This is a genomic window from Limnohabitans sp. Hippo4, assembly GCF_003063605.1.
Taxonomy (GTDB): Bacteria; Pseudomonadota; Gammaproteobacteria; order Burkholderiales; family Burkholderiaceae_C; genus Limnohabitans_A.
On the sequence record NZ_NESE01000001.1, the window covers coordinates 840,170 to 865,596 of the forward strand.

Genomic DNA, 25,427 nt, shown 5'->3' on the forward strand with positions numbered 1-25,427 from the left:
ACCCCCATGAACAACATTGCACAACCCTTGGCCCGTTACGCCGCATGGCGACGCGCAGGCGATTACGTATTTCTCTCTGGCGTGATTGCCGTGGATCCACAGGCAGGAAAAATTGTCAAAGGCTACAGCGATATTCCTAGCGAAGCTGCCCAACAAATTGGCCAAACGGGTGAGTTCTCAACCGACCACAAAGAAGGCCCCATCTTGGCGCAAAGTTGGTATGTCTTGAACAGCATTCAACGCACAGTGGAAAGTGCTGGCGGCCAAATGTCAGATGTCTTCAAGTTGGTCCAGTACTTTAAAAACCTCGACCACTTTCCGCTTTACAGCCGCGTTCGCAAACAGTTTTTCCCTGGGGACCCACCCGTTTCCACCGTCGTCGAAGTGAGCGGCATGCTGCCCTCTTCAGACATCTTGATCGAAGTGGAAGCCACGCTGTGGTTGCCATTGCGCTAATGCATTCATCCCACTCAACAGAACACCATGCTTCACGCCTACAACCCTCCCAGTCGTTACCTGCCTTATTTGAGCTGGACAGAAATTGCAGCGCTGCCCGACAAAGCCAACACCGTGATTGTCTTGCCTACTGGCGCCACCGAACAGCATGGCCCTCATTTGCCCTGTTCTGTGGACACCACCATCAGTGCAGGCGTTGTGGGACATGCACTGGCTCGCTTGCCAGACCACGTTCCCGCTTATGCCATGGCACCCATCACTTATGGCAAGTCTGAGGAACACCTCCACTTTCCAGGCACCATGACCCTGACGGGAGAAACCTTGCTGGCCACCATGAACGAAATTGGTGAGTCGGTTTATCGCGCTGGTTTTAGAAAGTTGTTGATTGTGAATGGCCATGGCGGTCAACCCCAAGTCATGGAAATCTCAGCACGCGAATTGCGTCTGCGCCATGGCGACTTCATTGTGGTGCCCAGTTTCACTTGGCGCGTGCCTCACAGTGCGGGAAAGTACCTGTCTGACAAGGAAAAAAAGCTGGCCATGCACGCAGGTCATGCAGAAACTGCACTGATGTTGGCATTGGCCCCCGAAACGGTGCACATGGACAAGGCGGTGACCAACTATCCCGCAGAGTTCCCCTCTAAATTATTGTCACCCGATGGTCGCCCAGCGTGTGCTTGGAGCGCCAGAGACTTCGGCACCAGCGGCATCATTGGCGATCCATTGCCTGCCACCCGCGAGCAGGGCCTGCACATCTTGGACTCATTGGCCAACAGCTGGGCACAGGCCATGACAGAGCTTCACGAACTGACATGGGCACCTCGCGCAGAGCCCACTTGGGGCCGAGCACAACACCAAGGCCACATCCAAGACGGATTGGCATGAAAGATGCAGTTCACACATGGATCCAATTCCGTCACCTGTTCATTCAAGCTTTTTCACATTGAGGAGTTCATCTTGAAACATTTCCGCTTCAAATCTTCGACCGCTGCAGCCGTGCGCACAAGTCTGTGCATTGGACTCATGAGCCTTGTCGGTCTTCAGCCTGTGCAAGCGCAAGAAAAATTTACCTACATGACCAACTGGTACGCGCAAGCAGAGCACGGTGGCTTTTACCAAGCTGTTGCCACTGGCATTTACAAAAAGTATGGCTTGGATGTGACCGTCAAAATGGGCGGCCCGCAAGTCAACATCGTTCAATTGATGGCAGCAGATCAAGCCGATTGCGTCATGGGCTCAAGCGATTTGCAAATGATTCAAGTGCGCGAGGGTGGTGTGCCCGTGACCACCGTGGGTGCGGTGTTTCAAAAAGATCCACAGGTTTTGATTGCACATGATGATGTCAAGAAGTTTGAAGACCTGAAGGGCAAAACCATTTTGATTGCTTCTTCAGCGCACCGTGGTTACTGGCCTTGGTTAAAAGCCAAGTTTGGCTTTACAGATGCACAAACGCGCCCCTACACCTTCAACATTCAACCCTTTGTAGCCGACCCCAATGTTGCGCAACAGGGCTACCTCACGTCTGAGCCTTTCGCTATTCAAAAAGCGGGCGTCAAAGCCAACACCTTGATGTTCAGCGATTTTGGTTATCCCGCCTACGCAACCACGATTTCTTGCATGGACAAAACGGTTCAAACCCGCACCAAGGCCGTGGCTTCATTTGTCAAAGCTTCGATGGAAGGCTGGAAGAGTTATTTGGCCGATCCAGCACCCGCCAATGCTTTGATCAAGAAAGACAACCCCAACATGACCGATGAACAATTGGCTTACAGCGTGAGCAAGTTGAAAGAAATGGGCATGGTCACAGGCGGTGATGCGGCCAAGATGGGCATTGGCATCATGACCGATGTACGCGCCAAAGCCAGCTACGATTTCTTGGTCGCTGCCAAACTGATCGACCCTGCCAAGGTTGAAATGAGCAAGTCATACAACTTGAGTTTCATCAAAGACGCCAAGGTGATGCCTTGATCCACGCACCTGCCCCCGCAGTTGAGGTTTTGTCCGCCAACAAAACCTACAACAATGGCACACAAGCCTTGCTGCCTGTGGACCTTCGCATTGAAGAAGGTGAGTTTGTCACTTTGCTAGGACCTTCTGGCTGTGGCAAAAGCACCTTGCTCAAGATGGTGGCAGGTTTGTTAGAGCCCACCGACGGCCGATTGTTGCTCTGGCGCAAGCCGGTGCAGCAATTGGCTGAATCTGGGAAGAAAATGTCTTTCGTCTTTCAGTCGCCCACGCTCATGCCGTGGGCCTCTGTTGAGAAGAATGTCAGATTGCCATTGGAATTGGCAGGCGTCGACAAAGTCATTGCCGACGAAAAAGTCAAAGAAGTTCTGGCCTTGGTGGGCCTGTCTAAATTTGCGAAAGCATTGCCGCGTGCCTTGTCGGGTGGCATGCAAATGCGTGTCTCCATTGCGCGGGGTTTGGTCACCGATCCCGACTTGCTGCTGATGGACGAGCCGTTCGGGGCCTTGGATGAAATCACCCGACACCGTTTAGACGCTGAGTTGCTAGAGCTATGGCAAAAGAAAAAACTCACCGTGATATTTGTCACGCACTCCATTCACGAGGCCGTGTTCTTGTCCAACCGCGTGGTCATGATGGCCGCTCGCCCAGGTCGCATTGTGGAAGAGTTTGTCATTCCCGATGCTTACCCTCGCACTTCTGACTTCATGGTCTCAACCGCATTCAGCCAACATGCCAAAAAACTGCAAGACAGTTTGATGCGGGCCAGTGCAGGCCAGGAGGCCCACTTCTCATGAACGCACCACAAGTTGCTCAACTGATTCGACCTTGGGCACACAACCCAAAAGTTCAAAAAGTCATCTATCCCATCTTGGTGGGTTTGTTCTTGATCATCATTTGGCAAGGCTTGGTCACAGGCTTGAACTTACCGCCTTACTTGGTGCCATCGCCCCTCTTGATGATGAAAACCTTGTTCACCGATTGGGCGGCGCTGGGATTGGCGCTGTGGGTTACCGTCAAGATCACTTTGTTTGCTTTTGCGGTGGCAACCGTCTTAGGCGTATTGATTTCGTTTGTGTTTGTCCAGAGCAAAAGCATTGAAGCGGCCTTTTTCCCCTACGCAGTTTTGCTGCAGGTCACGCCGATTGTGGCCATTGCGCCACTCATCATCATTTGGGTCAAAGATCCCACTTTGTCGATGGTTATCTGCGCCTCGCTGGTGGCCTTGTTCCCCATCATCAGCAACACCACACTGGGCCTTCGCAGTGTCGAGCCCGATTTGCAAAGTTATTTCAAATTGAACCGCGCCAACCGCTGGCAAGTTTTGTGGCGTCTGCGCATCCCCAGTGCTTTGCCGTTTTTCTTTGGCGGTCTGCGCATTTCCAGCGGCCTGTCCTTGATTGGCGCCGTGGTGGCCGAATTTGTTGCAGGCACTGGCGGTACGGGTGCTGGCTTGGCCTATCAAATTTTGCAAGCTGGTTTTCAGCTCAATATCCCTCGCATGTTTGCATCACTGCTCCTGATTTCATTGACTGGTGTTTTTCTGTTCCTCTTCATGTCTTGGCTGTCTCGCAAGGCTTTGGGTGGATGGCACGCCAGTGAAGTGATTGGCGAATAAGCATCGAATCATTGAAGGAATTTTCATGTCCAGCACGCTCTTAGAGCCATCCACCACAGCCCACGATTTGCCAGCCATGCTGCCCAGCGTGGAATGGATCACCGACACAGCAAGAGTCGCCAGACTGTCGCAAGACTTTGCTTGGTTCTCACCCATTTTGAAACGCGACTTGGCTGGTAAGACAGGCGACGTGGTGGCTCGGCCGCGCAGTGAAGAAGAAATTCGCCAAGTGGTATCGGCCTGCGCCATTGCCAAAATCCCCTTGACCATTCGCGGCACCGGCACTGGCAACTACGGCCAGTCCACCCCTTTATTTGGCGGCGTCATTTTGGACCTCAGTGGGTACAACGCTTTTTGCTGGGTGCGCAGCCAAGTGGGCCGCGCACAAGCGGGCATTCGCTTGTCTGAGTTTGATGCTCAAGCGCGTCCGCATAGCATGGAATTGCGCTGGTTACCCTCCACCTTCAGAAGTGCCACCTTGGGTGGTTTGTTTGGCGGGGGCTTCGGTGGTGCAGGCTCTATCAACTACGGCCCCTTGGCCGCCCCCGGCAATGTGTTGGGTGTTCGTGTGATGACGGTCGAGCCTGAGCCTCAAATTGTGGAACTGCGCGGCGCAGACGCCATGCTGCTGCACCACACCTACGGCACCAACGGCATCGTGCTAGAACTCGAGGTGGCATTGTCACCTTGCGTGCCTTGGTCAGAATGTGTGGCGCAGTTTGAATCTTTTGACCAGGCTTTGGAGTTTGCAAGCAAATTGACCAAAGCACCAGGCTTGATCAAAAAAGAAGTCTCATTTTTGGCAGCGCCCATCCCCACCTACATGGCCCCGCTAATGCCTTTATTCAATGACAAGCAGCATGCTGTCATGATGGTTTTGGCACCCCAAAGCGTTGAAGGCGTGGAAGATTTGGTCAAGTCGTTTGGCGGTGTATTTTGTTACAACAAAACGGCTGAAGAAGTCTTATCTTCTAACCGCACCTTGATTGAATACACCTGGAATCACACCACGCTGCATGCCCTGAAGGTCGACAAAAACTTCACCTACATTCAAAGTGGATTCACACCTGCCAAACATGTAGAGCAAGTCAAAGCCTTGGAGAAAGAACTCGGCGGTGAAGTCCTCATGCACTTGGAATTTCTGCGAACCAAAGAAGGTGATTTCAACTGCAGCGGTTTGCAACTGATCCACTACACCTCTGAAGCCCGTTTGAACGAAATCATGGCCATCTACCGTTCACATGGTGTGCAAATCAACAACCCACATGTGTACATTGTGGAAGACGGCAAACAAAACAACCTAGACCCTGCGGTGGTCAAAATGAAGGAACGCTTTGACCCGATGGGTTTGCTTAATCCCGGAAAACTGCGTTCATGGGCCAGTCGCGAAGTGCGACATTGAAGATTTGGATTGAACCGCGCGCACTCATTCTGCAAGACTTAAATTTTTGCCCGTTTGAGGCCCCATCCGAAACCACAACGCAGACAACATCAGTGCCATCGCAACCAACAAAAGCGCGGCGCCCGCTAACAATGCAGTGATTTCGGTATCGCGTTTTTCCAAAGTGAATTGGGTGGACAAGTGTTGATAGACTTTTTTCAAGTCTTCGGCTGACCCTGCTTTGAAGTAGTCTGCTTCAGTGATCTTGGCCACCCCTTTCAGGGCTTCTTCATCGACTTGGGTGAAGAACGAATAGCCTTCGTAGCCAGGAATAAAGCCATTGGGCGTTCCAAATCCCACTGTGTAGACACGCACGCCTAAGTCTGCAGCCATCTTGGCTGCCAACAAGGGATCGGGGCCCGTTGTTCTTCGTCCATCAGACAACAAAACAATCGCACCGCCCTTGTAAGAGCCTGGCGGTTCAGGCGTGCGCTGTTTGGCTGCAGGCTTTGCATCCAAGCTTCGCGCGCCACCAGCCGCCCCACCACTGGCGCCATTGGATGATGCATCGCCATACCCATAGGGATTGGGTTTGTATAGCGCAGCCTCTAAATCAATGTTGGCCTCGGGTCTGAGGGTGGCCAGCGACAACAACAAGCCGCTGCCCGTGGCGGTTCCCCGTTGCAATTGAAAACGATCAATGGCGGCAACCAACTCTTCCTTTTGCGTGGTCACGTGCTGCACCACTTGCGCATTGCCCGCAAAAGAGATGATGCCCACCCGAACATTGGCTGGTAAATCTTGTAGAAATTCTTTGGCTGCCTTTTGGGCTGCCTTGATTCGACTGGGCTCGACGTCCTCGGCCAGCATGCTTCTTGACACATCCATGGCCATGATGAGGGTCATGTAGTCGGCTGGCAAAGTGACTCGGGCCATGGGCCGGGCACTGGCCAGCAACAAGAGGGCCAAGGCCAAGGCCAACAGCGCAGGCGGAACGTGACGGCGCCAAGGGGATGGCGTGTCCATGTTTTGCAAAATCCAAGAAACCGCAGAAAAAGTAACAACCTGCTTGCGTCGCCTTTTAAGTAGCCAAAGGTAGCCTCCTACCATCAAGGGCATGAGCAGCAGTGACCAGAGCATGAAGGGCTGAAGAAATTGCATCGCCATCAGGGTTTTAGCCAGTTACGTCAATTTGACATCGAGGCTTATGCTATCGTTTATTTATGAAAAGAGAAGCGGTTTTTAGCAAAAGCCCGCGACCTGCAGGTTCAGATAAACACGCGCCAACTGAACCCAGCCCACTTACTTCCCAAGCCAATTCAAAGCCCAGCACCCCAATTCATAGGGGATTGAACAAGCTCAAATCCGGTTGGCGTTGGGATTTCCTGGCCGTCTTTTTGATGGGCATTGTTTGTAGCCTTTTGGCTGTAGGTGTTTTTTCACCCGCGTTGCAATGGCGCCCCGCATTGACGCAAAAAGACATTGATGCAGCTGTTTTACACACCTTGCAAACCAAAGATTTACCGTCAGCCAGTGCCAAAGCTGCCGCATCGATTCAAGGTGCGGTGGTGCATGTGCAAGCCTATGTGGCTGATCCTAAAAATAAAGATTCAGACATTGAAAGTGGTGTGGGCACTGGGATTGTGATCAAAGATGACGGCACCATCCTGACCAACTTTCATGTGGTGTCCGGCGCTAAAAAATTGCGCGTCACTTTTTTCGATGGCACGGAATCAGATGCCACGGTAATTGGGGTTCAAGCCGACAAAGACTTGGCCGTCTTGAAGCCGCAAAAAATTCCTGATGATTTGGAGCCCGCCATTTTGGGCTCCAGCCAACAATTGGCGCCGGGCGATGGTGTGGTGGCCGTTGGCTTTCCGTTTGGCATCGGTCCTTCTGTTTCATCGGGTGTGGTGTCAGGTTTGAATCGGCAATTCAAATCGCAGGATGGCAAACAAAATCTAAGCGGCTTGATTCAATTTGATGCTGCGGCCAACCCCGGTAATTCTGGCGGCCCCTTGATCAACATGTCGGGCGAGGTGGTCGGCATTGTGACGGCCATCCTCAATCCAACTTCAGCGCGCACCTTCATTGGCATTGGCTTTGCCACCACCATTGAAAGTGCTGGCAGTGCCGTGGGCTTACCCCCTTTCTAGATTCAAAGGAGACAACATGACTGTTTCATCGGACACATGGCGTGGCAAAGGCAGCGCTTCCTCTGGCTTCCAACCTGAAGCGGCGGCAGCCCAGATGCAAAGGCTGATGTACGAGGTCAAGCGGGTGGTGGTGGGTCAAGATGCGTTTCTCGAGCGCGTCTTAATTGCACTGCTAGCGCAGGGCCACTTGCTCATTGAAGGCGTGCCTGGATTGGCCAAAACCTTGACGGTGAACACCTTGGCCAAAACCCTGAACGGCAGTTTCAACCGCATTCAATTCACCCCCGATTTGCTGCCCGCCGATTTGGTAGGCACACGCATCTTCAATCAGCAAACCAGTGAATTCAGTACGGTGTTGGGCCCCGTGTTTGCCAACCTGCTGTTGGCCGATGAAATAAACCGCGCCCCCGCCAAAGTACAAAGTGCTTTACTGGAAGTGATGCAAGAACGGCAGGTCACCATTGCTGGGCAAACGCATCGCGTGCCCTCGCCTTTTTTGGTCATGGCCACGCAGAACCCGATTGAAACGGAAGGCACATACCCGCTGCCTGAAGCCCAAGTGGACCGCTTCATGATGAAAGTCTTGATTGACTACCCCAGCGAAGACGACGAATTTGTGATTGTTCAACGGGTCATTGCCGGTGGGGCGCAAGTGACGGGCGTCATCAGTCCTGAAGAGCTCCAAGCGCTGCAAGTGCAGTGTCGTCACTGTTACGTTGATCCCAGTTTGATTCACTATGCCGTCAAGCTCATTTCTGCCACACGTTTCCCCTCGCGCTATGGCTTGGAAGCTTTACAAGGCTACATCAGCTTTGGTGCCAGCCCACGCGCCAGCATAGGCTTGATCGAAGGTGCACGCGCACTGGCCTTGCTGCGTGGCCGCGATTACGCCTTGCCGCAAGACTTGAGCGATTTGGTGCCCGATATCCTCAGGCATCGATTGGTGCTGTCATACACAGCCTTAGCCGAGGGCAAAACCGCAGACGCACTGATTCAAGAGATCATGAAAGCAGTGCCCATGCCAGACCAACCCTTGGAGGCGCATGTCCGCTGAAGCGTTACTACAGCAACTGGAGTGGACGGTGTTGCGCCGTTTAGACGGATTGCTGCAAGGAGATCACAAAACCTTGTTCAGAGGTTCGGGTGTCGACTTGGCAGATTTGCGCGAATACCAAGCCCACGACGACGTGCGGCACATCGATTGGAATGTTACAGCGCGGATGCAATCACCCTATGTGAGGGAACACCAAGAGGACCGTGAAATCAGCGCATGGTTTTTATTGGACTTGAGTGGCTCCATGGATTTTGGCAGCGGCAACAAAAGTAAACGACAAATGATGATGCAATTTGTCGGTGTCATGGCCAAGTTGCTGATGAAGCGTGGCAATCGCATCGGTGCGCTGTTATTGAACCCTGCAGAAACGGATGGCTTTCAATGCATTCCCCCACGCATGGGACGACGTCACTTGCTTCATCTGCTGCATGTTTTAGAAACATCCCCCAACATTCAAATAACACACCAAACCAACTTGAATGAATGGTTGGCCCGAGCCAACGGACTGATCAAACGCCGATCCAGTGTCTTTGTGGTGTCTGATTTCATGGGTCAATTCAATTGGGCTTCGGAGTTAAGCGCCCTAGGAAGAAGACACGACACCGTGGCCACGCGCTTGTTCGATCCAGCAGAAATGAATTTGCCCAAGGCAGGCTTGATGTTGCTACAAGATTCAGAGACTTCCGAGCAGTTGTTGCTGGACACTGCCAATACCAAATTCAGACATCGTTATGCCCAATTGGTTGAAGAGCGTGAAATGCAGTTGGCCACGTGTTTTGCGCAAGCTGGCGTCGATGCCCTTGAACTTTCCACCAACGAGGACATGGCCAACGCCTTGATGCGTTTCTCGGAATTGAGAAAGCGGAGAGTCTGGCGTGCCTGATTTAAGTTCGCTCCAATTCTTGTGGCCTTTCATGCTGTATGCATGTGTTGGCGTACCGATCTTTGCCGTCTATTACGCTTATCGAACCCAGCGAATTCCCCCGCTTGTCTTGTGTTTGGGTTTACTGTTGCTTTGTGCAGCCATGGCGCGGCCTCAAACAGTTCTAATGACGCCTCTGCGCGAAGCTACAGTCATGCTGGTCATTGACACCTCTGGCAGCATGCGCGCCAAAGACTTGAAACCCTCACGAATTGAAGCCGCGCAGCAGGCTGCACAGCAATTCATTCAAGACAAACCCAGCCGTCTGCGCGTTGGATTGGTCACCGTCGCAGGCACGGCCGCTTTAGCCCAAGCCCCCACAGAAGAGCGGGATGTCTTGTTAAAAGCCTTGGAATATTTACCACTGCAATATGGCTCGGCTTTGGGTACAGGTTTGTTGGTGTCACTCGAAGCACTTCTGCCTGGCGCAGACATCGATGCACAAAAAATCATCAATGAAGCTTCGGAGATGGGCGGTAAAAAAGCCAGCGACACGGGCAAGTCCTTGGACGACAAGGCCAAACCTGCAACCGAGGCATCGACAGGTCGCGGCAAAAACATGGCCATCGTTTTGATGAGCGATGGCCAGAGCAACATGGGACCTGAATTGCTCAAAATGGCCGAGCTGGCAGCCAAGCACGAAGTCAAGGTTTACACCGTAGGCATTGGCACCACAGAGGGCGATGTGGTTCACATTCAAGGTCGAAGCATGCGGGTGAAGTTGGAAGATGAAGCCCTTCAAAAAGTTTCGGCCCTCACGCAAGGTGAATACTTCAAAGCGGACAGTTCCGAGGGGTTGAAAAATATCTACGACAAACTGGGCTACAAGCTGCGGTTTGAGAAACGTGCCATGACTGAGATCAGTGCCCAAGTGGCTTTGCTGGGCATGCTCTTGATTTTGATCAGCCTTGTCCGCAACTTTGCACGGATGGGCAAAATTATCTAAACGCTGCATCCTCATTTGGCGCGAGGGCTTTGAAAGAATTTCGCGTTAACATTCAAACCATGTCCATGCACAGCCCCCACGACCTCTCTCGCCGCCATATTCCACTTAACGGCGCCTCTAACTTCCGCGACTTGGGTGGCTATGTGGGCCACGAGGGCCACCCTTTGAAGTGGCGCAAAATTTTCAGATCAGACCATTTGGCCGCGCTGGATCACCAAGATCTTGCGCAATTGAAAGCATTGGGCATTGCACGCAGTTTTGATTTCAGAGGCGTTCAAGAAAGCCAAGCGCAGTCTTATCAGTGGCCCGACATCCAAAGGCACAGCCTCAGCATTGAGCCCACTGTGGTGCAACGCCTTCAAGCACAACACCTCACCGGCAAACCCCTCACGGCAGCCGATGCGCTCGATGCCATGCAAACCACTTACCGTGATTTTGTGCGTTCAGATTCGCATCGCTTTGCGCAGTTGTTTGAACACTTGCTAGACAAGCCCGACCCCCTGCTCTTTCATTGCACTGCTGGCAAAGACCGAACGGGCTTGGCTGCTGCGCTGGTGTTGTCTGCCTTGGGCGTTTCAGAAGCCGACATCTGGAAAGACTACCTGCTCACCAACAAACTCTACAAGCGCAACAGCACGGGCGCCTTCACCCTCTCGCCCGATGTCTTGAAGATCGTATGGGAAGTGCAAGAGAGCTTCTTGAAGGCATCACTGGAAGTGATCCACCAAGACCATGGCGGCATGCACAACTACCTCACCCAAACATTGGGCTTAACGCCCGCAGCCCTGCAAAAGCTGCGCGCCACCTATTTAGATTGAGTTGGCAGGCGCCACAGCGGCACCTTCAATTTTGTGCCGCGCCAAAGACTGCGCCACAAAGCCTGAAGCCTTCATCTCTTCCACAAACTTCTTGAGGTAAGCCTGCGCCTCGGGGCTGCGTGTTTTGGGTAAACCCATGGCTTGCTCAATCACCATGAAACGCCCTGGTAGCAAGCGCAAGTTGGGCAAGCGTTTGGCGTCCATCTCCAATTGCTGCTTCACACCCGCAGCCACTTCTAATTTTTCTGAGATGAAATAATCAACTGTGGTTGGGGAAGTTGGTGCACGATGGATTTCTGCGTTCTTAATTTCACGTGTCAAGAACAAGTCATAGGCACTGCCCTTGCCGACGGCAATGCGAATGCCCTTCTTGTCGACTTGGTCGTTGCTGGTGAGTGGTGAATTGTTGGCCACCAAATAGCTGCCCTCAATCAATACATAGGGCCCCGTGAACGAAATGCCTTGTCCGCGCACTGGGTCGATGGCAAAGAAGCCGAAGTCGGCTTTTTCATTTGTCACCGCCTCGACTGATTTTCCAGCCGCATCAAACACCACCAAACTCAAGGGCACGCCCAAACGTTTGGCCAACTCTGTCGCCAAATCGATGGAGACGCCCACAGGCTGCCCATTGGCATCTTTGTTGGCCAAAATGGGATTGCCCAAGTTGATGGAGGCGCGCAAGGTGCCCGTAGGGGCAAAAGCTTGTACCAAAGCAGGTGTAGGTTGTGGGTGCGCAGAAATCATGGTCAATAATAAAGCAGATGAATGAGGTCAGAGAATCATTGATTTTTCAAAGGATTGATGCATTCATCAGATCCCTTGCGTTTAAAACATGAGCAGGTTAATGCGTAGGCCTTCATCGTGCCCTTCACCACATTCATGCTGGCGTTTCGGGTGGCGTTTCCTGGAATGGCGAACTTAGGCACAAACTGTTTGCCCACCGACTTGCCGTCGTTCAAATCCACATTGGCCGCCCCGCATTGAATGGGGCCCTTGAGGCCATTAACCAACTCAAAAATCAAAGTCTGATCGTCGCCTTTGGCCCAACCCGCATTGACTTTGATTTTTTGAAGTTCTGACTTGGAAAGTGCGACTTCAGTGACATCGTCGCTGCCGAAAGGGTTCCAAGCCAAGGCACAAATTGGCATTGCTAGCATCAAAAAAAAGGTCATGACTCGCATGACCTTGATTCTATCGTCGACCAGGCAAATTAAGCCTTGGTCAGGCGCATCTGCGTCAGTTCAGCAGTGAGGTAGCCCACCGCAGCACCGAACTTGTCCTTGTAGTTGGCTTTGATGAGAGGATCCAGAGTCGACTTCACCGTGTTGTGAATGCCGCCCCAGTCGCCCGCATGTTGGAAGTTACTCATGATGTAGGTCCAACCATTCAGCTCATCCACGGCATGCAAGCCCGTAGACTCGCCACCCGCAGGAATTGACATAATGCGCGACAAAACTTTGGTGTCAATGTTATAAGCCCACAAGAAATTGTTCACGTGCTGACCACTGTCCTCCCCGATGAACAAGGTGCGAAGTGTTTCAGAGAACTTCAAGTTGTCTGGGTTGGCAATTTTCTCAGGATTGGCCGTATTGCCCAAGGTATCCGCAGTGATGTCTTCACCTGTGATCAATGCTTTGGTATCAACAGGCATCCACTCGCTGTTGATGGCTGCGCCCGCAGTGTCTTTCAAGCCGCCCTTCAAATTCAGCGCCATCACAGCACCTGCATTCAAAGACTTGGGAATGCTCACGCCATTGCCCACTGTGTTGTAGGCATTGCCAGCTACCATGGAAGCAATGCAATTCTGCAAAGCAGAGTAAGCCACTTTGTCCTTGATGTTGACTGTTGTGCCTTCCATCTTGCTAAAGCCCATTGAAGCACCCACCAGTGAAGCGTAACGATGGGTTTCAAGGAATGCGGCAGCTTTTTCCATGCCAGGCATTAACTTGATCCATTCAGTTTTACCGTTGGCATTGACCTTGGTGTAAGACGCATCTTGTGGGTCTGTGGTCGACACAGCCATGATGTCGGTGGGCTTCAATGTTGTGGCCAATGTCTTGATCTCGGCACTGGTGGCAGAACCCAATTTGATCCATGTCAGTGGCGCTGCCGGTGCGGCAGGATCAATCGAGAATCCTGCACCCACTTTGGCAACGTACAAAGTACCGGCGCTCAAGTCCTTCTCTTTGTCGGCCACAAAGACAAAGTAGCCACTGTTGGTGGCATCGTCACCCATCAAGACTGTACGGTTGTCGGGCATCACCTGAACCAACTCGTGTGAAATTCGGCCCAAGTTGTAATGCTTCTTGATGGATGCTGTGCCATCAGGATTGACCGTCACTTCAGGCATGTGGCCATAGTTGTAGGGATTGGCTGCTGTTTCTGAACCGTAGAGGTTTTTACTGAACGCTTTGAATTGCGCATCCGTGGCTGCAGTGAAAGCATTGGGTTCGTACTCTTCACTCGACAAATGTGTACCCCATGGCGACAAACTGGCGCCGCAGGTAATCCACAAGCCATTGACACTGGATGTGTCCACGTTGTGGTACTTCACCAAACTCAATTTTCCAGTAGCAGGATCTTGGTCCAAGGTCAACACAGCAATGGGCGAAGGCAATTTGCCGTACATGCCCGTCACGCCATCTTGCGCCCAAGTGGTGTATTCAAATTGAACGACAGCAAACACGGGGTTGCCTTTAACGCCGGGTACATTGGCGTTGGGCACTGTGAGCAAGGATGTACCGTCTGGCGAGTCAGAGAAGTACTGGCGCTCCTTACCAGCCACCGTGGTGTCCATGATGGGTTTGTTGTTGATGTCGTAATAGCCACCCGACAAAACTTTGCCGCCCTTACCATCAGAGACCAAATCGCCGGTGACAAAGAAGGGTTGATAGCTGAGCTTGTAGCTTTGCTGCGAGCCATCACTGAAATTCAGGTTCAAGGATGAACCAACAGTGGTGGTGGCCATTTGTGCAGCATTGGCCAATGTTGGTGCTGGCATGGCGGTGAAGGAGGCGCTGACAAAGCTGGCCAGTGTTTGCGTGGTACCGCCACATGCGGTCAGCATCATGCTGGCACCGCTAAACGATGTTGCCAGTGGTAGCAAAGGTGCACCAGCAAATGTTTGCAGCCATTGACGGCGATTGAATTGAAGCGACGAAGTCATAGAATTCCTAAAATTGATTCAGACAAAATTGCAGTTGACATTTGCAACTGCAGTGTCAATGTCTCAAATCAAGATGAAGAATGCGTGACTTCCAGATGAAGATCTGATGAATTTTGCAACACTTCAAGTGTGCGCGATTCTGGGAATATCAAAGAAAACTTGGAGCCTTTTCCAAGCTCACTTTCGATGCGCAATTCGCCGCCATGACGCTGCATGACGTGCTTGGTAATGGCAAGACCCAGCCCCGTACCACCCGACTCTCTAGAACGGCTTCGATCCACGCGATAAAAGCGTTCAGTCAATCGGGGTAGATGTTCTGGTGCAATGCCAGGCCCTGTATCTTGAACAGAGAACTGCAAACGTTGATCTGGCAATTGAGCCCAGATGCATGTGACAGTTCCATCTTGCGGTGTATAACGCACTGCATTGTTGATCAAGTTGGTGACGGCACTGTAAATTTCATGTCGGGACCCTATCAAACGCCATTCCTGTGACATTTCAAAACGCAATGTTTGCGTCAAACGACCCTCGACAGAGTTGGCGACAGACAAGCCCTTGGCTTCTGCTTCAGCTGCGCCCATTAACTCACTCAGCATAAATTGCTCTGTCATCAGAGGCAACGGACTGCCCTCCAATTGAGAGAGCGTTAAAAGGTCGTTCACAAGCCCTTGCATACGACTGGCTTGGGTCGACATTAAATCTAAAAATTTAACTCTGTCCTCAGGCTTTAAATCCAGCGTTTGCAAAGTCTCAATGAAGCCACTCAATACAGTTAAAGGCGTTCTGATTTCATGCGACACATTGGCCACAAAATCACGCCGCATGGCCTCAGCTTGCGCCAAGGCTGTCACGTCACGTGACAGCAATAATTGGCGATTTTCACCATAGGCATGTAATTGGACAGATAACTTTACGCTGTATGACAAAGAAGAGGAACGCCCTTCAATGATCACTTCGCCATCATGCGTTTCTTGCAAATAATATTTCTTGAAGACGGGGTCACGAACCAAATGAACGACGTGCTGCATCACATCACGTTTGGTATCGAATCCCAAATGATGTGCCGCCGTTTGATTGCACCACTCAATTCGGCCTTCAGGATCGAGCAACACCACGCCATTGGGAGAGGCTTGAATGGCTGATAAAAAATCGAGAAGGCGCTTTTGATGTGATTCCGTTTGCTTCTTTTGATCGTTCAATATTCTGCGCAAGCGATCAATCAAATCACCCCACAAGCCACCCAATACTGGCGGCTCCTGGACGGTGTTATGGCGCAACCAATTCGAAATCTTTTGCCCACGCCACAAATCTTTGAAAATCGTAAAGAGTGCAAATGCAAGCGCAGCCGCAAGTGCGCCCAAAGTCCGGGCATACCAAAAGCCCATCACGCCCATGACCATCAGCCAAAAAAGCAAGCCTATAAATCGTGGAAACATGCTGCGGTCAGTTGGAAGTCGCGTTGGAAGCAGGAGATGAAGACGACAATTCAGTCAAACGATAACCCGCGCCTCGAACAGTTTCAACCATTGCACCGGCGGCGCCCAGCGCTTCCCGCAAGCGCTTCACATGGACGTCGACGGTCCTTTCTTCGATGAACACATGATCGCCCCAGACACGGTCTAAGAGTTGCCCCCTACTGTGTACGCGCTCTTTGTGCGTCATGAAATATTGAAGCAATTTGAATTCTGTAGGACCCAATTTGAGAGGTTGATCTTGAAAAGTAACGCGATGCGTATCAGCATCCAAGATCAATTCATTCATTTGAATACGGCCACCCGATTGCTCTGGCGCGCGTCTTCTTAAGACCGCACGAATTCGCGCCAACAATTCTTTGGTAGAAAAGGGCTTAACGATGTAATCGTCCGCACCAGAATCCAAACCCGCAACCCGATCAGACTCCTCGCTTCGGGCGGTCAGCATGATGATGGGGATGTCCTTGGTGCGCGCATGATTGCGCCATTTTTTTGACAAGGCCAATCCACTTTCACCGGGCAACATCCAGTCGAGCAAAATGACATCGGGCAGCACATCGTCCAATTCCTTTTGCGCCGTCACGCCGTCCATGGCCCAAAAAGGCTGGAAACCATTGTGTCGCAAGTTGACAGCAATCAGCTCAGCAATGGCTGGCTCGTCTTCAACAATCAAAATGCGTGGCAAATTTCTCATTTAACTGCAGACTCCACATCTGCAAATGCAATGTGACGCACATCAGCGCCTTTCACCACGTAAATGATGAACTCTGCAATGTTCTTGGCGTGATCGCCAATTCGCTCAATGGCTTTGGCGATGAACAACAAATCCAAACTGGCCGAGATGGTTCGCGGATCTTCCATCATGTAAGTGACCAATTTGCGCACAAAACCGTCAAACTCTGCATCGATCAGATCGTCCTCTTTGAGAATGCTCACGGCTTCCGCTACATCTAAACGTGCAAATGCGTCCAGTGCCTTGCGAAGCAGTCCAGAAGCCAAATCTGAAGCAATGCGCAATTCGGAGGCAGGCAGGAAACGTGCATTGCCACTGGCGCTAATGGCTTTAACCATGCGGGCAATCTTTTCTGCCTCATCGCCTACACGCTCTAAGTTGGCGGTCATTTTGGAGATAGCAATCAACAAGCGCAAGTCGCGCGCGGTGGGTTGCCGACGGGCAATGATGGAAGACAGATCGCGGTCAATCTCAACTTCCATTGAATTGATTTTCTCTTCGCCTGCGATCACTTCATCTGCCACCTCATTGCTGAAATGTGACAAGGCATAAACGGCATGGCGGATTTGCGTCTCAACCAGCCCACCCAACTCAAGCACTCGGCTAGAGACACTGCCCAACTCATTGTCAAATTGACTGGAAATGTGCTTATCCATTTTTGAGGTCTCCTGATCAGCCGAAACGGCCAGTGATGTAATCTTCGGTTTCTTGACGGGCAGGCTTCATGAAGATTTGGTCAGTTTCACCAAATTCCATCAACTCACCCAAGTACATGTACGCGGTGTAATCGGAAACACGTGCAGCCTGCTGCATGTTGTGCGTCACAATGACCACGGTGTATTCACTCTTCAAGGTGTGAACCAACTCTTCTACCTTGCCTGTTGAAATGGGGTCCAACGCGGAGGTGGGTTCGTCCAGCAACAAAATGGAGGGCTTCACAGCAATACCGCGCGCAATGCACAAACGCTGCTGCTGGCCACCCGACAGTGACAAACCGCTTTGGTTCAGCTTGTTTTTGACCTCATCCCAGATGGCTGCCTTTTGCAATGCCCATTCGACGCGCTCGTCCATGTCACTGCGTGACAATTTTTCGTACAAGCGAACACCGAAGGCGATGTTGTCGTAGATGGACATAGGAAAAGGCGTAGGCTTTTGGAACACCATGCCGATGCGTGAACGCAACAGGTTCAGGTCTTGCTTGGGATCCAAAATATTCTGACCATCAAACAAGATCTCACCCTCTGCACGCTGGCCAGGATACAAGTCGTACATCCGATTGAGCGTGCGAAGCAATGTGGACTTGCCACAACCTGATGGTCCAATGAACGCCGTGACGGTGTTCTTCTGGATGTTCAGATTGATGTGCTTCAGGCCTTGAAATGCACCGTAGTAGAAGTTCAAGTCGCGAACTTCTAGGATGGTTTCTTTGGATTCAGGTTTTGAATTCATGTTCAATCAGGTTAATTTAAGCAGCTACTTTTTCGCGAAACACAACGCGGGCGATGATGTTCAAGGCGAGTACAGTGAGGGTGATGAGCAATGCGCCTCCCCATGCCAAGTTCACCCAGTTCTCATAGGGACTCATGGCAAATTGGAAAATAACCACTGGCAAATTGGCCATGGGTTTGGTCATGTCCATGTTGAAGAATTGGTTGTTCAACGCCGTAAACAACAGGGGTGCGGTTTCACCACTAACCCTTGCCAACGCCAACAAAAGCCCCGTCATCACGCCACTGCGTGCAGCTTTCAAGACCACTGACGTCGAGACTTTCCACTTGGGTGCGCCCAACGCAAAAGCAGCCTCTCGCAAACTCACGGGAACCAATTTCAGCATGTTCTCTGTGGTGCGAACCACCACAGGAATGGCAATCAAGGTCAGTGCCACGGTACCGGCCCAACCCGAAAAATGTTTACTGGGCACCACGACCATGGCGTAAACAAACAAACCAATCACGATAGAGGGTGCCGACAGCATGATGTCATTCACAAAACGTGTGATCGAAGCCAATCGACTGCGATCTCCGTATTCGGACAGGTAGACACCTGCCAAGACACCAATGGGCGTGCTGATCAATGAGCACGACACCACGATCATCAAACTGCCCACGATGGCATTGGCCAAGCCGCCACCGTCAGATCCCGGTGCAGGCGTACTTTCTAAGAACATCGACAGATGTATTGCTGAAAAGCCCTTCAGCAATAAGATGCTCAAAATCCAAAATAAAAATCCCAAACCAATGGCCATGGCGGACATCGACAACACCAAGCCAATCAAGTTGACGCGCTTACGGCGGGCGTAAATAGAAGGGTCCATGTTGCTCATGTCTTCAAACCTTTCTTGGCTTCGGCGCGTGACAGCATCCATTTGGCCAAAGACAAGACCACCAAGGTGATCACAAACAGCGCCAAGGCCAGCGCGAACAAGGAAGCGTAGTGCAAACCTGGCTCTGCTTCGCCAAACTCATTGGCCAAGGTGGATGCAATGGAGTTACCTGGCGAGAACAAGGAAGGCGACAGCTTGTGTGCATTGCCAATCACAAACGTGACCGCCATGGTTTCACCCAAAGCACGGCCCAGACCCAACATGACGCCGCCCACGACGCCGGTCTTGGTGTAGGGCAACACAATTTTGGTGACCACTTCCCAAGTGGTGCACCCAATGCCATAGGCAGACTCTTTGAGAATGGGTGGCACGATTTCAAAGACATCGCGCATGACAGAGGCAATGAACGGCAAAATCATCATGGCCAAAATGAGGCCAGCCGCCAAAATGCCAATGCCATTGAAGGCACCGGTGAACAAAATGCCGATCACTGGAATCTGACCCAGTGTGGATGCCAATGCAGGTTGAACATATTCTGCAAACAAGGGCGCAAATACAAACAAACCAAACATGCCGTAAATGATGGAAGGCACAGCCGCCAACAGTTCAATGGCTGTTCCCAGGGGACGGCGCAATCTCATGGGGCATGTTTCTGTCAAAAATACGGCAATGCCAAAGCTGAGCGGCAAGGCAATCACAATGGCAATGGTGGCCGTAACCACCGTGCCAAAAATAGCAATCAAACCACCGAACTGAGAATTGATGATGTCCCATTCAATGGTGTAAAAAAACTTCAAGCCAAATGTTTGCAACACTGGCATGGAACTGACGAACAACGAGACGATGATGCCCGTTAATGCCACCAAAGTGGACAAGGCAAAAACCAAGGTGGTTTTCTCGAAGAAAAAATCTTGCCACCGCTGCCAGCGCAATACGCTCTGGCGGTGCGAGGTCATCAAATCGTCTGCATTGTTCATGTCTAACTTCTAGAAACATACAAATTTAAATTTGCACTTTATTTGGCGTTGATTTTGTTCCAAACGTTTTTACGAATGAAGTCGGTCGTTGCGTCAGGCATTGGCACATATTCCAAATCAGCGGCCATTTTCTTGCCTTCTTTGAAAGAGAAGTCAAAAAACTTGATCACTTCAGCAGCGTTGGCTTTGTTGGCAGGATCTTTGTACATCAAGATGAAAGACGCGCCGGTGATGGGCCAAGACTTGGCACCTGGTGCATTGGTCAAGTAGATGCCCATGCCTGGAACTTTGGACCAGTCGGTATTGGCTGAAGCCGCAGCAAATGTTTCATCATCAGGCGCTACAAACTGACCCGCTTGATTGCGCAGATTCAAATGCGACATGTTGTTTTTCTTGGCGTAAGCGTACTCAACGTAACCAATGGCGTTTTTGATACGGCTCACGTTAGCAGCAACGCCTTCGTTGCCCTTGCCACCTACTGAGGAGGCTGCTGGCCACTTAACTGCAGCACCAGCACCCACTGTTGATTTCCAGTTGGCATTGACTTTGGCCAAGTAGTCAGTGAACACGGCAGTTGTACCAGAACCGTCTGCACGGTGAACCACCGTGATGGCGGCATCAGGCAATGCAACACCAGGATTCAAATCAGCAATGCGCTTGTCATTCCATTTGGCAATGACACCGGCAAACACATCGGCCAACAACTCACCTGTCAATTTCAACTGACCTGGCTTGATGCCTTCAATGTTCACAACGGGCACCACACCACCAATGATGGCGGGGAACTGGACCATGCCATCTTTTTCCAAATCTTCAAAGCTGACGGGTGCGTCTGTGGCGCCAAAGTCCACTGTTTTGGCTTTGATTTGCTTGATACCACCCGATGAACCAATCGACTGGTAATTCATGCTGTTGCCAGTCTTGGCTTTATAGGCTTCTGCCCATTTGGCATAGATGGGGAACGGAAAGGTTGCGCCAGCGCCCGTAATTTCGGCTGCCATGGCAGTGGTGGCCAGCACGGACAAGCCCAATGCGGATACCCAGGTTTTGATCTTTAGCATGTTGAATCCTTGATTCAGAGGTTGAAACTCAGCGGTCAATGACATCGAAAAGCCGATGGAGACTTGTCTGTCACAAGGCAACTTTAGTGACCGATTGTGACAAATTCATGTCAAATTCCCTACTTCTTTGTTTAATTTCCTTCGATCAAGCGCCTCTCCTGGCCAATAAACTCTTGATTTTTCAGATTGTCATGAAAATGACAAAAAACAGACACAGAATGCAGTCATTCATTCTTGACACATCTCTAGCAGTACGCCCCCATGCAAAACGGACAACTTGTCGCCGCCGTCGATTTAGGCTCCAACAGCTTTCGCCTGGAAATAGGGGTCTACGAAGAGGGGCATATTCGCCGGGTGGACTACCTGAAAGAAACCGTCAGGCAAGGCAATGGCTTAGACGCCGACCGCATGCTCTCCAAAGAAGCCATGCAAAGGGGTTGGGATTGTTTGGCACGTTTTGCCGAAAGATTGGCAGGGTTTGAACCTGAATTTGTCCGCGCTGTTGCCACGCAAACGCTCAGAGAAGCCAGAAATCGGGATGTTTTCCTGATTCAAGCCACCACCATTTTGGGCTTTCCGATCGAAGTCATTTCTGGGAAAGAAGAAGCGCGGCTCATCTACGTTGGCGTGGCGCACAGTTTGCCGCAGTCCAATGAAAAGCGCCTGGTCATTGACATCGGCGGACGTTCAACCGAAATGATCTTGGGACGGGCTTACAAACCCAACACGATGGAGTCGTACAGGGTGGGCAGCGTCAAATGGTCCATGAAGTACTTTGCCAATGGTGTGTTCACCAACGCCTCCTTCAGCAAGGCTGAAATAGCGGCCAAAGCGGTTCTGGATGAAGCATTGAGCCTCTACCCTCGCAATGCATGGGAAACAGCCTACGGCTCCTCTGGAACGGTCGGTGCCGTAGCGGATGTTCTGGCTTCTGCAGGCTGGCCAATGGGAAAAATTACCCGCGAAGGCTTGGACTGGCTCAAAGAAAAACTCATCAAGGCTGGCAATACTGAAGCGCTTAAATTGGAGGGTGTCAAAGATGATCGAAAGCCCGTCATTGGCGGTGGCTTGGCCATCCTGTATGCCTTGTTTGATTTGCTGGGCATCGAGGAAATGCAGGCGGCACAAGGCGCTTTAAGACAAGGCGTTTTGCAAGATTTGCTCGACCGACTCGAGAAAAACGAAAACACAGATTTGCGCAGTTCCATGGTGACGGCACTGGCCAGTCGATTTGCGGTTGACTTGGCCCAAGCAGACAGAGTTTCTAGGACAGCTCGCTGCTTGTTTCAAAGCATTCAAGCTTCAGGTTCTAAAAAAACCAATCGCTTGATGCAACTTGAAAATAAAATGACATGGGCCGCCCAGTTACTTGAAATCGGGACACGCATTTCGCACAGTGACTTCCACAAGCACGGTGCTTATATTTTGGACAACGCCGACCTCACAGGCTTTTCAATGCCTGAATTGCACAGATTGAGTCAATTGATTTTGGGCCATCGGGGTAAGTTGAAAAAGCTAGATGCAGAATTGCGAGACGAAGACTTCGTGTGTCAACTCATGAGCCTTCGTTTGGCTGCCATACTGTGTCACGCTCGCCGAGAGCCAGACTTGGAAGGTTTGGTTTTCAAGCGAGCATCCAGTGGACACGAGTTTGTCATTCAGTGCCCTGCGACATGGGCGCAACTGTGGCCTCAATCAGCCCATTTGCTGCAAGAAGAATGTGAAGCTTGGCTTAAAACCCATTGGCAACTGAAGGTTCAAATCAGCTCGGGCGTTTGAACAGAAACAACGACGGTTTGTGGAACGCCATCGCGCACACGGCTTCGCAACCACCAGACTGCGCCTTTTCTGACCGGCAAGTCATTGCCCGGCATGCCTAGCAAATAGGCGATGCAATGCCCGATCACAGGTTGATGACCCACCACCACCACCGACATTTTGGAATGAGGCCACCCGACTGCCTCTAGCAATTCAACGGCAGAGGCATCTGGCAACAAGTCTGACTTTAATTTGTATTTGCGACCCAAAGCACGCGCTGTTTGTTCTGCCCGGGTTGCGGGGCTGCTGATCACGCGCACACCCTCGGGCAATTGACGGTCAAGCCAGTGGCCTATTTTGGCAGCCTGCTTTTCGCCCTTGGGCGTCAGCTCACGCAACAAGTCCTCTTGACCGTCCACTGCGTCCAATGCATCTGCATGACGCCAAAAAATCAAGTCCATGATCAACTCATTTGAAATCAAGAACTGCTGACGTATTGCTGCATCAACAATGCCTGAGCACTTTGAATTTTTTGGCCATTCTTCTCTACGCGGTGATACTGTCCATCGGCCTCCAAGGTCCAAGCATTGCGCGTGTCATAGAGGTATGCCAACAGACATTCGTCAATGATGCGCCTGCGCAGAACAGGATCGACCACTGGCCATGCCAACTCAATGCGCCGTGTCATGTTGCGACTCATCCAATCGGCACTGGCCAAGTACAAGGATTGCTCATCGCCTGCTTCAAAGTAGAAAACCCGCGAATGCTCCAAGAAGCGTCCAATGATGGATCGAACACGAATGTTCTCCGTTTGACCAGGAACCCCAGCGGGCAACATGCATGCACCGCGCACGATCAAATCAATTTGTGCACCTTGTTGACCTGCCCTGATCAATGCATGAATCAGACTAGGGTCTGTGAGCGCATTCATTTTGACAACAACCCGGGCACTCAACCCATTGGCCGCAGCAGCCCCCACTTGATCAATTTTCTCAATCAATTTGCGCTGCATGTGAAACGGTGCAGTGATCAATTTGCTCATGCGACTCAGGCGCGAAGGACTGGCCAAATGAACAAACAAGCGGTCCATGTCACCCGTCATGGCTGTATCACACGTCAGATAACTGAGGTCAGTGTAGAGCTTGGCAGTGCGGGGGTTGTAGTTGCCCGTTGACATGTGGCCATAGCGCTTCAATGCGCGACCTTCTTGCCTTGTGACCAGAAGCATTTTGGCGTGTGTTTTAAGGCCCACCACGCCGTACACCACCTGTGCACCCACCGCCTCCAGTTGTTCCGCCCAATTGATGTTGGCCTCTTCGTCAAATCGCGCTTTCAATTCAACAACGGCCGTCACCTCTTTGCCACGGCGAACCGCTTCACGCAGCAAGTTCATCATGGCAGGATCGCTGCCAGTGCGGTAGATGGTTTGTTTGATGGCCAAAACCTGCGGGTCTTCAACTGCTTCTTTCAAAAAGGCCAAGACGCCATCAAAACTTTCAAAGGGTTGATGAATCAGAATGTCGCCTTGACGCATTCGCGCCATGATGGATGCACCCTTGGTCAATTGCTTGGGGTAGCACGCTTTGTAGGGTGAAAACAAGAGCTTGGGCTCGTCCACCAAGTCAATCAATTGGCTGAGTCGAACCAGGTTCACCGGCCCTGCTACGCGAAAGAGCGCACTGTCTGGCAAGTCAAATTGCTTTAACAAAAAGTCTGACAGATGCACCATGCAACTGTCAGAAACTTCCAAGCGCAAGGCTTGGCCATAGTGACGGTGCTGAAGGCCGCGCCTGAGTGCAGTTCGCAAGTTTTCAACATCTTCTTCATCGACTGACAAATCGGAGTTGCGAGTCACCCTGAATTGCGAGAAATGCACCACCGAGCGTCCAGGAAAAAGTTCTGACAAATGCGCGCGAATCACACTGGACAACAGCACAACCGATACATTTTTACCTGCCACTTTGGCTGGCAAGGGAATCACACGCGGTAATACCCGGGGCACTTTCACAATGGCGATGTCATTGGTTTTGCCAAAGGCATCTTTGCCCGACAACTGCACAATGAAATTCAAAGATTTGTTGGCAACCTGAGGAAAGGGGTGCGCAGGATCTAAGCCTACTGGGACGAGAAGAGGACGAACCTCTCTTTGAAAGTACTCGGCAACCCACTTGCGCTGAAGGGGGGTTCGTTCACCATGCGACAGAATTTTGATACCGTGCTTTTGCAATTTTGGGAGCAGCACGTCGTTGTACAACCTGTACTGTTCATTCACAACAACGCGTGCATGCTCATACAAACTGTGAAACGTGTCCTTGCGGTAGGGGCCTTTCGACTCATCAGACCTGAAGGCTGCCATGTGCAAGTCGGCGCGAACCTCAAAAAACTCATCTAAATTGGATGAAACAATGCACAAATAACGCAGTCGCTCCAACAGTGGCACTTCAGGTCGTTTAGCCCAATCGAGAACACGTTCATTGAAGGCAAGAATGCTTTCATCCCTGTCTAGGAGTGGCACATCGGTCTGTCCAGACCGCTTTTTTTCGATAGAACCGGGTCTGAGCAAAGCGACCTCCCTTTGTAATCATTTGCCGACGCCTCTTCACCAGAGGCCTTGGATCTCG

General features: G+C 51.4%; 25 protein-coding genes. 12 read left to right on the forward strand and 13 right to left on the reverse strand.

Features of this window, described 5'->3' with window-relative positions; genetic code table 11:
- Nucleotides 1-6 precede the first annotated feature (6 nt).
- From B9Z46_RS03895 to B9Z46_RS03920, 6 genes are all read left to right on the forward strand, one after another.
- On the forward strand, nucleotides 7-456 hold the full coding sequence (locus B9Z46_RS03895) for a RidA family protein (protein WP_108254862.1): 450 nt from the start codon (nucleotides 7-9) through the stop codon (nucleotides 454-456).
- Between the two features lie 27 nt (nucleotides 457-483).
- On the forward strand, nucleotides 484-1,341 hold the full coding sequence (locus B9Z46_RS03900; protein WP_108254588.1) for a creatininase family protein: 858 nt from the start codon (nucleotides 484-486) through the stop codon (nucleotides 1,339-1,341).
- A 138-nt stretch (nucleotides 1,342-1,479) separates the two neighbouring features.
- Nucleotides 1,480-2,424 (forward strand): ABC transporter substrate-binding protein, encoded by a 945-nt coding sequence (locus tag B9Z46_RS03905; RefSeq protein ID WP_108254863.1) that lies wholly within the window; start codon nucleotides 1,480-1,482, stop codon nucleotides 2,422-2,424.
- Nucleotides 2,421-3,218, forward strand: a complete 798-nt coding sequence (locus B9Z46_RS03910) for an ABC transporter ATP-binding protein (protein WP_108254589.1) — start codon at nucleotides 2,421-2,423, stop codon at nucleotides 3,216-3,218. The genes B9Z46_RS03905 and B9Z46_RS03910 overlap by 4 nt, the downstream gene beginning before the upstream one ends.
- Nucleotides 3,215-4,039, forward strand: coding sequence for an ABC transporter permease (locus B9Z46_RS03915; RefSeq protein ID WP_108254590.1), 825 nt, complete (start codon nucleotides 3,215-3,217; stop codon nucleotides 4,037-4,039). The genes B9Z46_RS03910 and B9Z46_RS03915 overlap by 4 nt, the downstream gene beginning before the upstream one ends.
- A 25-nt stretch (nucleotides 4,040-4,064) precedes the next feature.
- Nucleotides 4,065-5,441: an FAD-binding oxidoreductase gene (locus tag B9Z46_RS03920; protein ID WP_108254591.1), complete on the forward strand. Its 1,377-nt coding sequence runs from the start codon at nucleotides 4,065-4,067 to the stop codon at nucleotides 5,439-5,441.
- Between the two features lie 24 nt (nucleotides 5,442-5,465).
- On the opposite strand, the gene B9Z46_RS03925 is transcribed toward B9Z46_RS03920, so the two are convergent.
- The gene (locus tag B9Z46_RS03925; RefSeq protein WP_108254592.1) at nucleotides 5,466-6,581 is read right to left on the reverse strand and encodes a VWA domain-containing protein; all 1,116 of its coding nucleotides are present in this window, start codon (nucleotides 6,579-6,581) and stop codon (nucleotides 5,466-5,468) included.
- A 62-nt stretch (nucleotides 6,582-6,643) separates the two neighbouring features.
- Here B9Z46_RS03925 and B9Z46_RS03930 point away from each other — a divergent pair, with 62 nt between their 5' ends.
- The 5 genes from B9Z46_RS03930 (at nucleotide 6,644) to B9Z46_RS03950 (ending at nucleotide 11,316) form a co-directional block, all read left to right on the forward strand.
- Complete coding sequence (locus B9Z46_RS03930; RefSeq protein WP_108254593.1) at nucleotides 6,644-7,576, forward strand: S1C family serine protease; 933 nt, start codon at nucleotides 6,644-6,646, stop codon at nucleotides 7,574-7,576.
- Nucleotides 7,577-7,670: 94 nt separating this feature from the next.
- Nucleotides 7,671-8,630, forward strand: coding sequence for a MoxR family ATPase (locus B9Z46_RS03935; protein ID WP_108254864.1), 960 nt, complete (start codon nucleotides 7,671-7,673; stop codon nucleotides 8,628-8,630).
- Entirely contained in the window at nucleotides 8,620-9,513 is an 894-nt protein-coding gene (locus B9Z46_RS03940; protein WP_108254594.1) for a DUF58 domain-containing protein, read from the forward strand. Before B9Z46_RS03935 ends, B9Z46_RS03940 begins: the two co-directional genes overlap by 11 nt.
- 31 nt (nucleotides 9,514-9,544) lie before the next feature.
- On the forward strand, nucleotides 9,545-10,498 hold the full coding sequence (locus tag B9Z46_RS03945) for a VWA domain-containing protein (RefSeq protein ID WP_158268393.1): 954 nt from the start codon (nucleotides 9,545-9,547) through the stop codon (nucleotides 10,496-10,498).
- Nucleotides 10,499-10,557: 59 nt separating this feature from the next.
- Complete coding sequence (locus tag B9Z46_RS03950) at nucleotides 10,558-11,316, forward strand: tyrosine-protein phosphatase (RefSeq protein WP_108254865.1); 759 nt, start codon at nucleotides 10,558-10,560, stop codon at nucleotides 11,314-11,316.
- Here the strand turns inward: B9Z46_RS03950 and B9Z46_RS03955 are convergent.
- From B9Z46_RS03955 to pstS, 10 genes are all read right to left on the reverse strand, one after another.
- Nucleotides 11,308-12,060 carry an ABC transporter substrate-binding protein gene (locus B9Z46_RS03955; RefSeq protein WP_108254596.1) on the reverse strand — a complete coding sequence of 251 codons (753 nt, stop codon included), beginning with the start codon at nucleotides 12,058-12,060 and terminating at the stop codon, nucleotides 11,308-11,310. The two genes, B9Z46_RS03950 and B9Z46_RS03955, sit on opposite strands and share 9 nt — an antisense overlap.
- 35 nt (nucleotides 12,061-12,095) lie before the next feature.
- A complete protein-coding gene (locus B9Z46_RS03960) occupies nucleotides 12,096-12,473 on the reverse strand; it encodes a hypothetical protein (protein WP_146179216.1) in 378 nt (125 codons plus the stop codon).
- 53 nt (nucleotides 12,474-12,526) lie between these two features.
- Nucleotides 12,527-14,482: a PhoX family phosphatase gene (locus B9Z46_RS03965; RefSeq protein WP_108254598.1), complete on the reverse strand. Its 1,956-nt coding sequence runs from the start codon at nucleotides 14,480-14,482 to the stop codon at nucleotides 12,527-12,529.
- A 68-nt stretch (nucleotides 14,483-14,550) separates the two neighbouring features.
- The gene (phoR, locus tag B9Z46_RS03970; RefSeq protein ID WP_108254599.1) at nucleotides 14,551-15,918 is read right to left on the reverse strand and encodes a phosphate regulon sensor histidine kinase PhoR; all 1,368 of its coding nucleotides are present in this window, start codon (nucleotides 15,916-15,918) and stop codon (nucleotides 14,551-14,553) included.
- A 7-nt stretch (nucleotides 15,919-15,925) separates the two neighbouring features.
- Nucleotides 15,926-16,648 carry a phosphate regulon transcriptional regulator PhoB gene (gene phoB / locus B9Z46_RS03975; RefSeq protein ID WP_108254600.1) on the reverse strand — a complete coding sequence of 241 codons (723 nt, stop codon included), beginning with the start codon at nucleotides 16,646-16,648 and terminating at the stop codon, nucleotides 15,926-15,928.
- The gene (gene phoU / locus B9Z46_RS03980; protein ID WP_055360095.1) at nucleotides 16,645-17,343 is read right to left on the reverse strand and encodes a phosphate signaling complex protein PhoU; all 699 of its coding nucleotides are present in this window, start codon (nucleotides 17,341-17,343) and stop codon (nucleotides 16,645-16,647) included. Before phoU ends, phoB begins: the two co-directional genes overlap by 4 nt.
- Before the next feature lie 16 nt (nucleotides 17,344-17,359).
- Complete coding sequence (pstB, locus tag B9Z46_RS03985; protein WP_055360094.1) at nucleotides 17,360-18,136, reverse strand: phosphate ABC transporter ATP-binding protein PstB; 777 nt, start codon at nucleotides 18,134-18,136, stop codon at nucleotides 17,360-17,362.
- A gap of 16 nt (nucleotides 18,137-18,152) precedes the next feature.
- Complete coding sequence (gene pstA / locus B9Z46_RS03990; protein ID WP_055360093.1) at nucleotides 18,153-19,010, reverse strand: phosphate ABC transporter permease PstA; 858 nt, start codon at nucleotides 19,008-19,010, stop codon at nucleotides 18,153-18,155.
- Nucleotides 19,007-19,987 (reverse strand): phosphate ABC transporter permease subunit PstC, encoded by a 981-nt coding sequence (gene pstC / locus B9Z46_RS03995; RefSeq protein WP_108254601.1) that lies wholly within the window; start codon nucleotides 19,985-19,987, stop codon nucleotides 19,007-19,009. Before pstC ends, pstA begins: the two co-directional genes overlap by 4 nt.
- A 38-nt stretch (nucleotides 19,988-20,025) precedes the next feature.
- On the reverse strand, nucleotides 20,026-21,048 hold the full coding sequence (gene pstS / locus B9Z46_RS04000; RefSeq protein WP_108254866.1) for a phosphate ABC transporter substrate-binding protein PstS: 1,023 nt from the start codon (nucleotides 21,046-21,048) through the stop codon (nucleotides 20,026-20,028).
- Between the two features lie 261 nt (nucleotides 21,049-21,309).
- On the opposite strand from pstS, the gene ppx reads away from it, so the two are divergent.
- Entirely contained in the window at nucleotides 21,310-22,827 is a 1,518-nt protein-coding gene (gene ppx / locus B9Z46_RS04005) for an exopolyphosphatase (protein WP_108254602.1), read from the forward strand.
- Here the strand turns inward: ppx and B9Z46_RS04010 are convergent.
- Both B9Z46_RS04010 and ppk1 read right to left on the reverse strand, forming a co-directional pair.
- On the reverse strand, nucleotides 22,806-23,267 hold the full coding sequence (locus B9Z46_RS04010) for a histidine phosphatase family protein (RefSeq protein ID WP_108254603.1): 462 nt from the start codon (nucleotides 23,265-23,267) through the stop codon (nucleotides 22,806-22,808). The genes ppx and B9Z46_RS04010 overlap by 22 nt on opposite strands.
- Nucleotides 23,268-23,284: 17 nt before the next feature.
- Nucleotides 23,285-25,369 carry a polyphosphate kinase 1 gene (ppk1, locus tag B9Z46_RS04015; RefSeq protein ID WP_108254604.1) on the reverse strand — a complete coding sequence of 695 codons (2,085 nt, stop codon included), beginning with the start codon at nucleotides 25,367-25,369 and terminating at the stop codon, nucleotides 23,285-23,287.
- Nucleotides 25,370-25,427 lie beyond the last annotated feature (58 nt).

What these genes read in the sequence shown, in the direction of transcription:
- B9Z46_RS03930 (WP_108254593.1), top strand. Translation starts at nt 6,644, where the DNA reads ATGAAAAGAGAAGCGGTTTTTAGCAAAAGCCCGCGACCTGCAGGTTCA.
- B9Z46_RS03895 (WP_108254862.1), top strand. Translation starts at nt 7, where the DNA reads ATGAACAACATTGCACAACCCTTGGCCCGTTACGCCGCATGGCGACGC.
- phoB (WP_108254600.1), bottom strand. Translation starts at nt 16,648, where the DNA reads ATGAGAAATTTGCCACGCATTTTGATTGTTGAAGACGAGCCAGCCATT.
- B9Z46_RS03950 (WP_108254865.1), top strand. Translation starts at nt 10,558, where the DNA reads ATGTCCATGCACAGCCCCCACGACCTCTCTCGCCGCCATATTCCACTT.
- phoU (WP_055360095.1), bottom strand. Translation starts at nt 17,343, where the DNA reads ATGGATAAGCACATTTCCAGTCAATTTGACAATGAGTTGGGCAGTGTC.
- B9Z46_RS03935 (WP_108254864.1), top strand. Translation starts at nt 7,671, where the DNA reads ATGCAAAGGCTGATGTACGAGGTCAAGCGGGTGGTGGTGGGTCAAGAT.
- B9Z46_RS03960 (WP_146179216.1), bottom strand. Translation starts at nt 12,473, where the DNA reads ATGCTAGCAATGCCAATTTGTGCCTTGGCTTGGAACCCTTTCGGCAGC.
- B9Z46_RS03920 (WP_108254591.1), top strand. Translation starts at nt 4,065, where the DNA reads ATGTCCAGCACGCTCTTAGAGCCATCCACCACAGCCCACGATTTGCCA.
- pstB (WP_055360094.1), bottom strand. Translation starts at nt 18,136, where the DNA reads ATGAATTCAAAACCTGAATCCAAAGAAACCATCCTAGAAGTTCGCGAC.
- B9Z46_RS03915 (WP_108254590.1), top strand. Translation starts at nt 3,215, where the DNA reads ATGAACGCACCACAAGTTGCTCAACTGATTCGACCTTGGGCACACAAC.
- B9Z46_RS04010 (WP_108254603.1), bottom strand. Translation starts at nt 23,267, where the DNA reads ATGGACTTGATTTTTTGGCGTCATGCAGATGCATTGGACGCAGTGGAC.
- B9Z46_RS03945 (WP_158268393.1), top strand. Translation starts at nt 9,545, where the DNA reads ATGCTGTATGCATGTGTTGGCGTACCGATCTTTGCCGTCTATTACGCT.
- B9Z46_RS03955 (WP_108254596.1), bottom strand. Translation starts at nt 12,060, where the DNA reads ATGATTTCTGCGCACCCACAACCTACACCTGCTTTGGTACAAGCTTTT.
- pstS (WP_108254866.1), bottom strand. Translation starts at nt 21,048, where the DNA reads ATGCTAAAGATCAAAACCTGGGTATCCGCATTGGGCTTGTCCGTGCTG.
- ppx (WP_108254602.1), top strand. Translation starts at nt 21,310, where the DNA reads ATGCAAAACGGACAACTTGTCGCCGCCGTCGATTTAGGCTCCAACAGC.
- B9Z46_RS03925 (WP_108254592.1), bottom strand. Translation starts at nt 6,581, where the DNA reads ATGCAATTTCTTCAGCCCTTCATGCTCTGGTCACTGCTGCTCATGCCC.
- pstA (WP_055360093.1), bottom strand. Translation starts at nt 19,010, where the DNA reads ATGAGCAACATGGACCCTTCTATTTACGCCCGCCGTAAGCGCGTCAAC.
- B9Z46_RS03940 (WP_108254594.1), top strand. Translation starts at nt 8,620, where the DNA reads ATGTCCGCTGAAGCGTTACTACAGCAACTGGAGTGGACGGTGTTGCGC.
- pstC (WP_108254601.1), bottom strand. Translation starts at nt 19,987, where the DNA reads ATGAACAATGCAGACGATTTGATGACCTCGCACCGCCAGAGCGTATTG.
- B9Z46_RS03900 (WP_108254588.1), top strand. Translation starts at nt 484, where the DNA reads ATGCTTCACGCCTACAACCCTCCCAGTCGTTACCTGCCTTATTTGAGC.
- B9Z46_RS03905 (WP_108254863.1), top strand. Translation starts at nt 1,480, where the DNA reads ATGAGCCTTGTCGGTCTTCAGCCTGTGCAAGCGCAAGAAAAATTTACC.
- phoR (WP_108254599.1), bottom strand. Translation starts at nt 15,918, where the DNA reads ATGTTTCCACGATTTATAGGCTTGCTTTTTTGGCTGATGGTCATGGGC.
- B9Z46_RS03965 (WP_108254598.1), bottom strand. Translation starts at nt 14,482, where the DNA reads ATGACTTCGTCGCTTCAATTCAATCGCCGTCAATGGCTGCAAACATTT.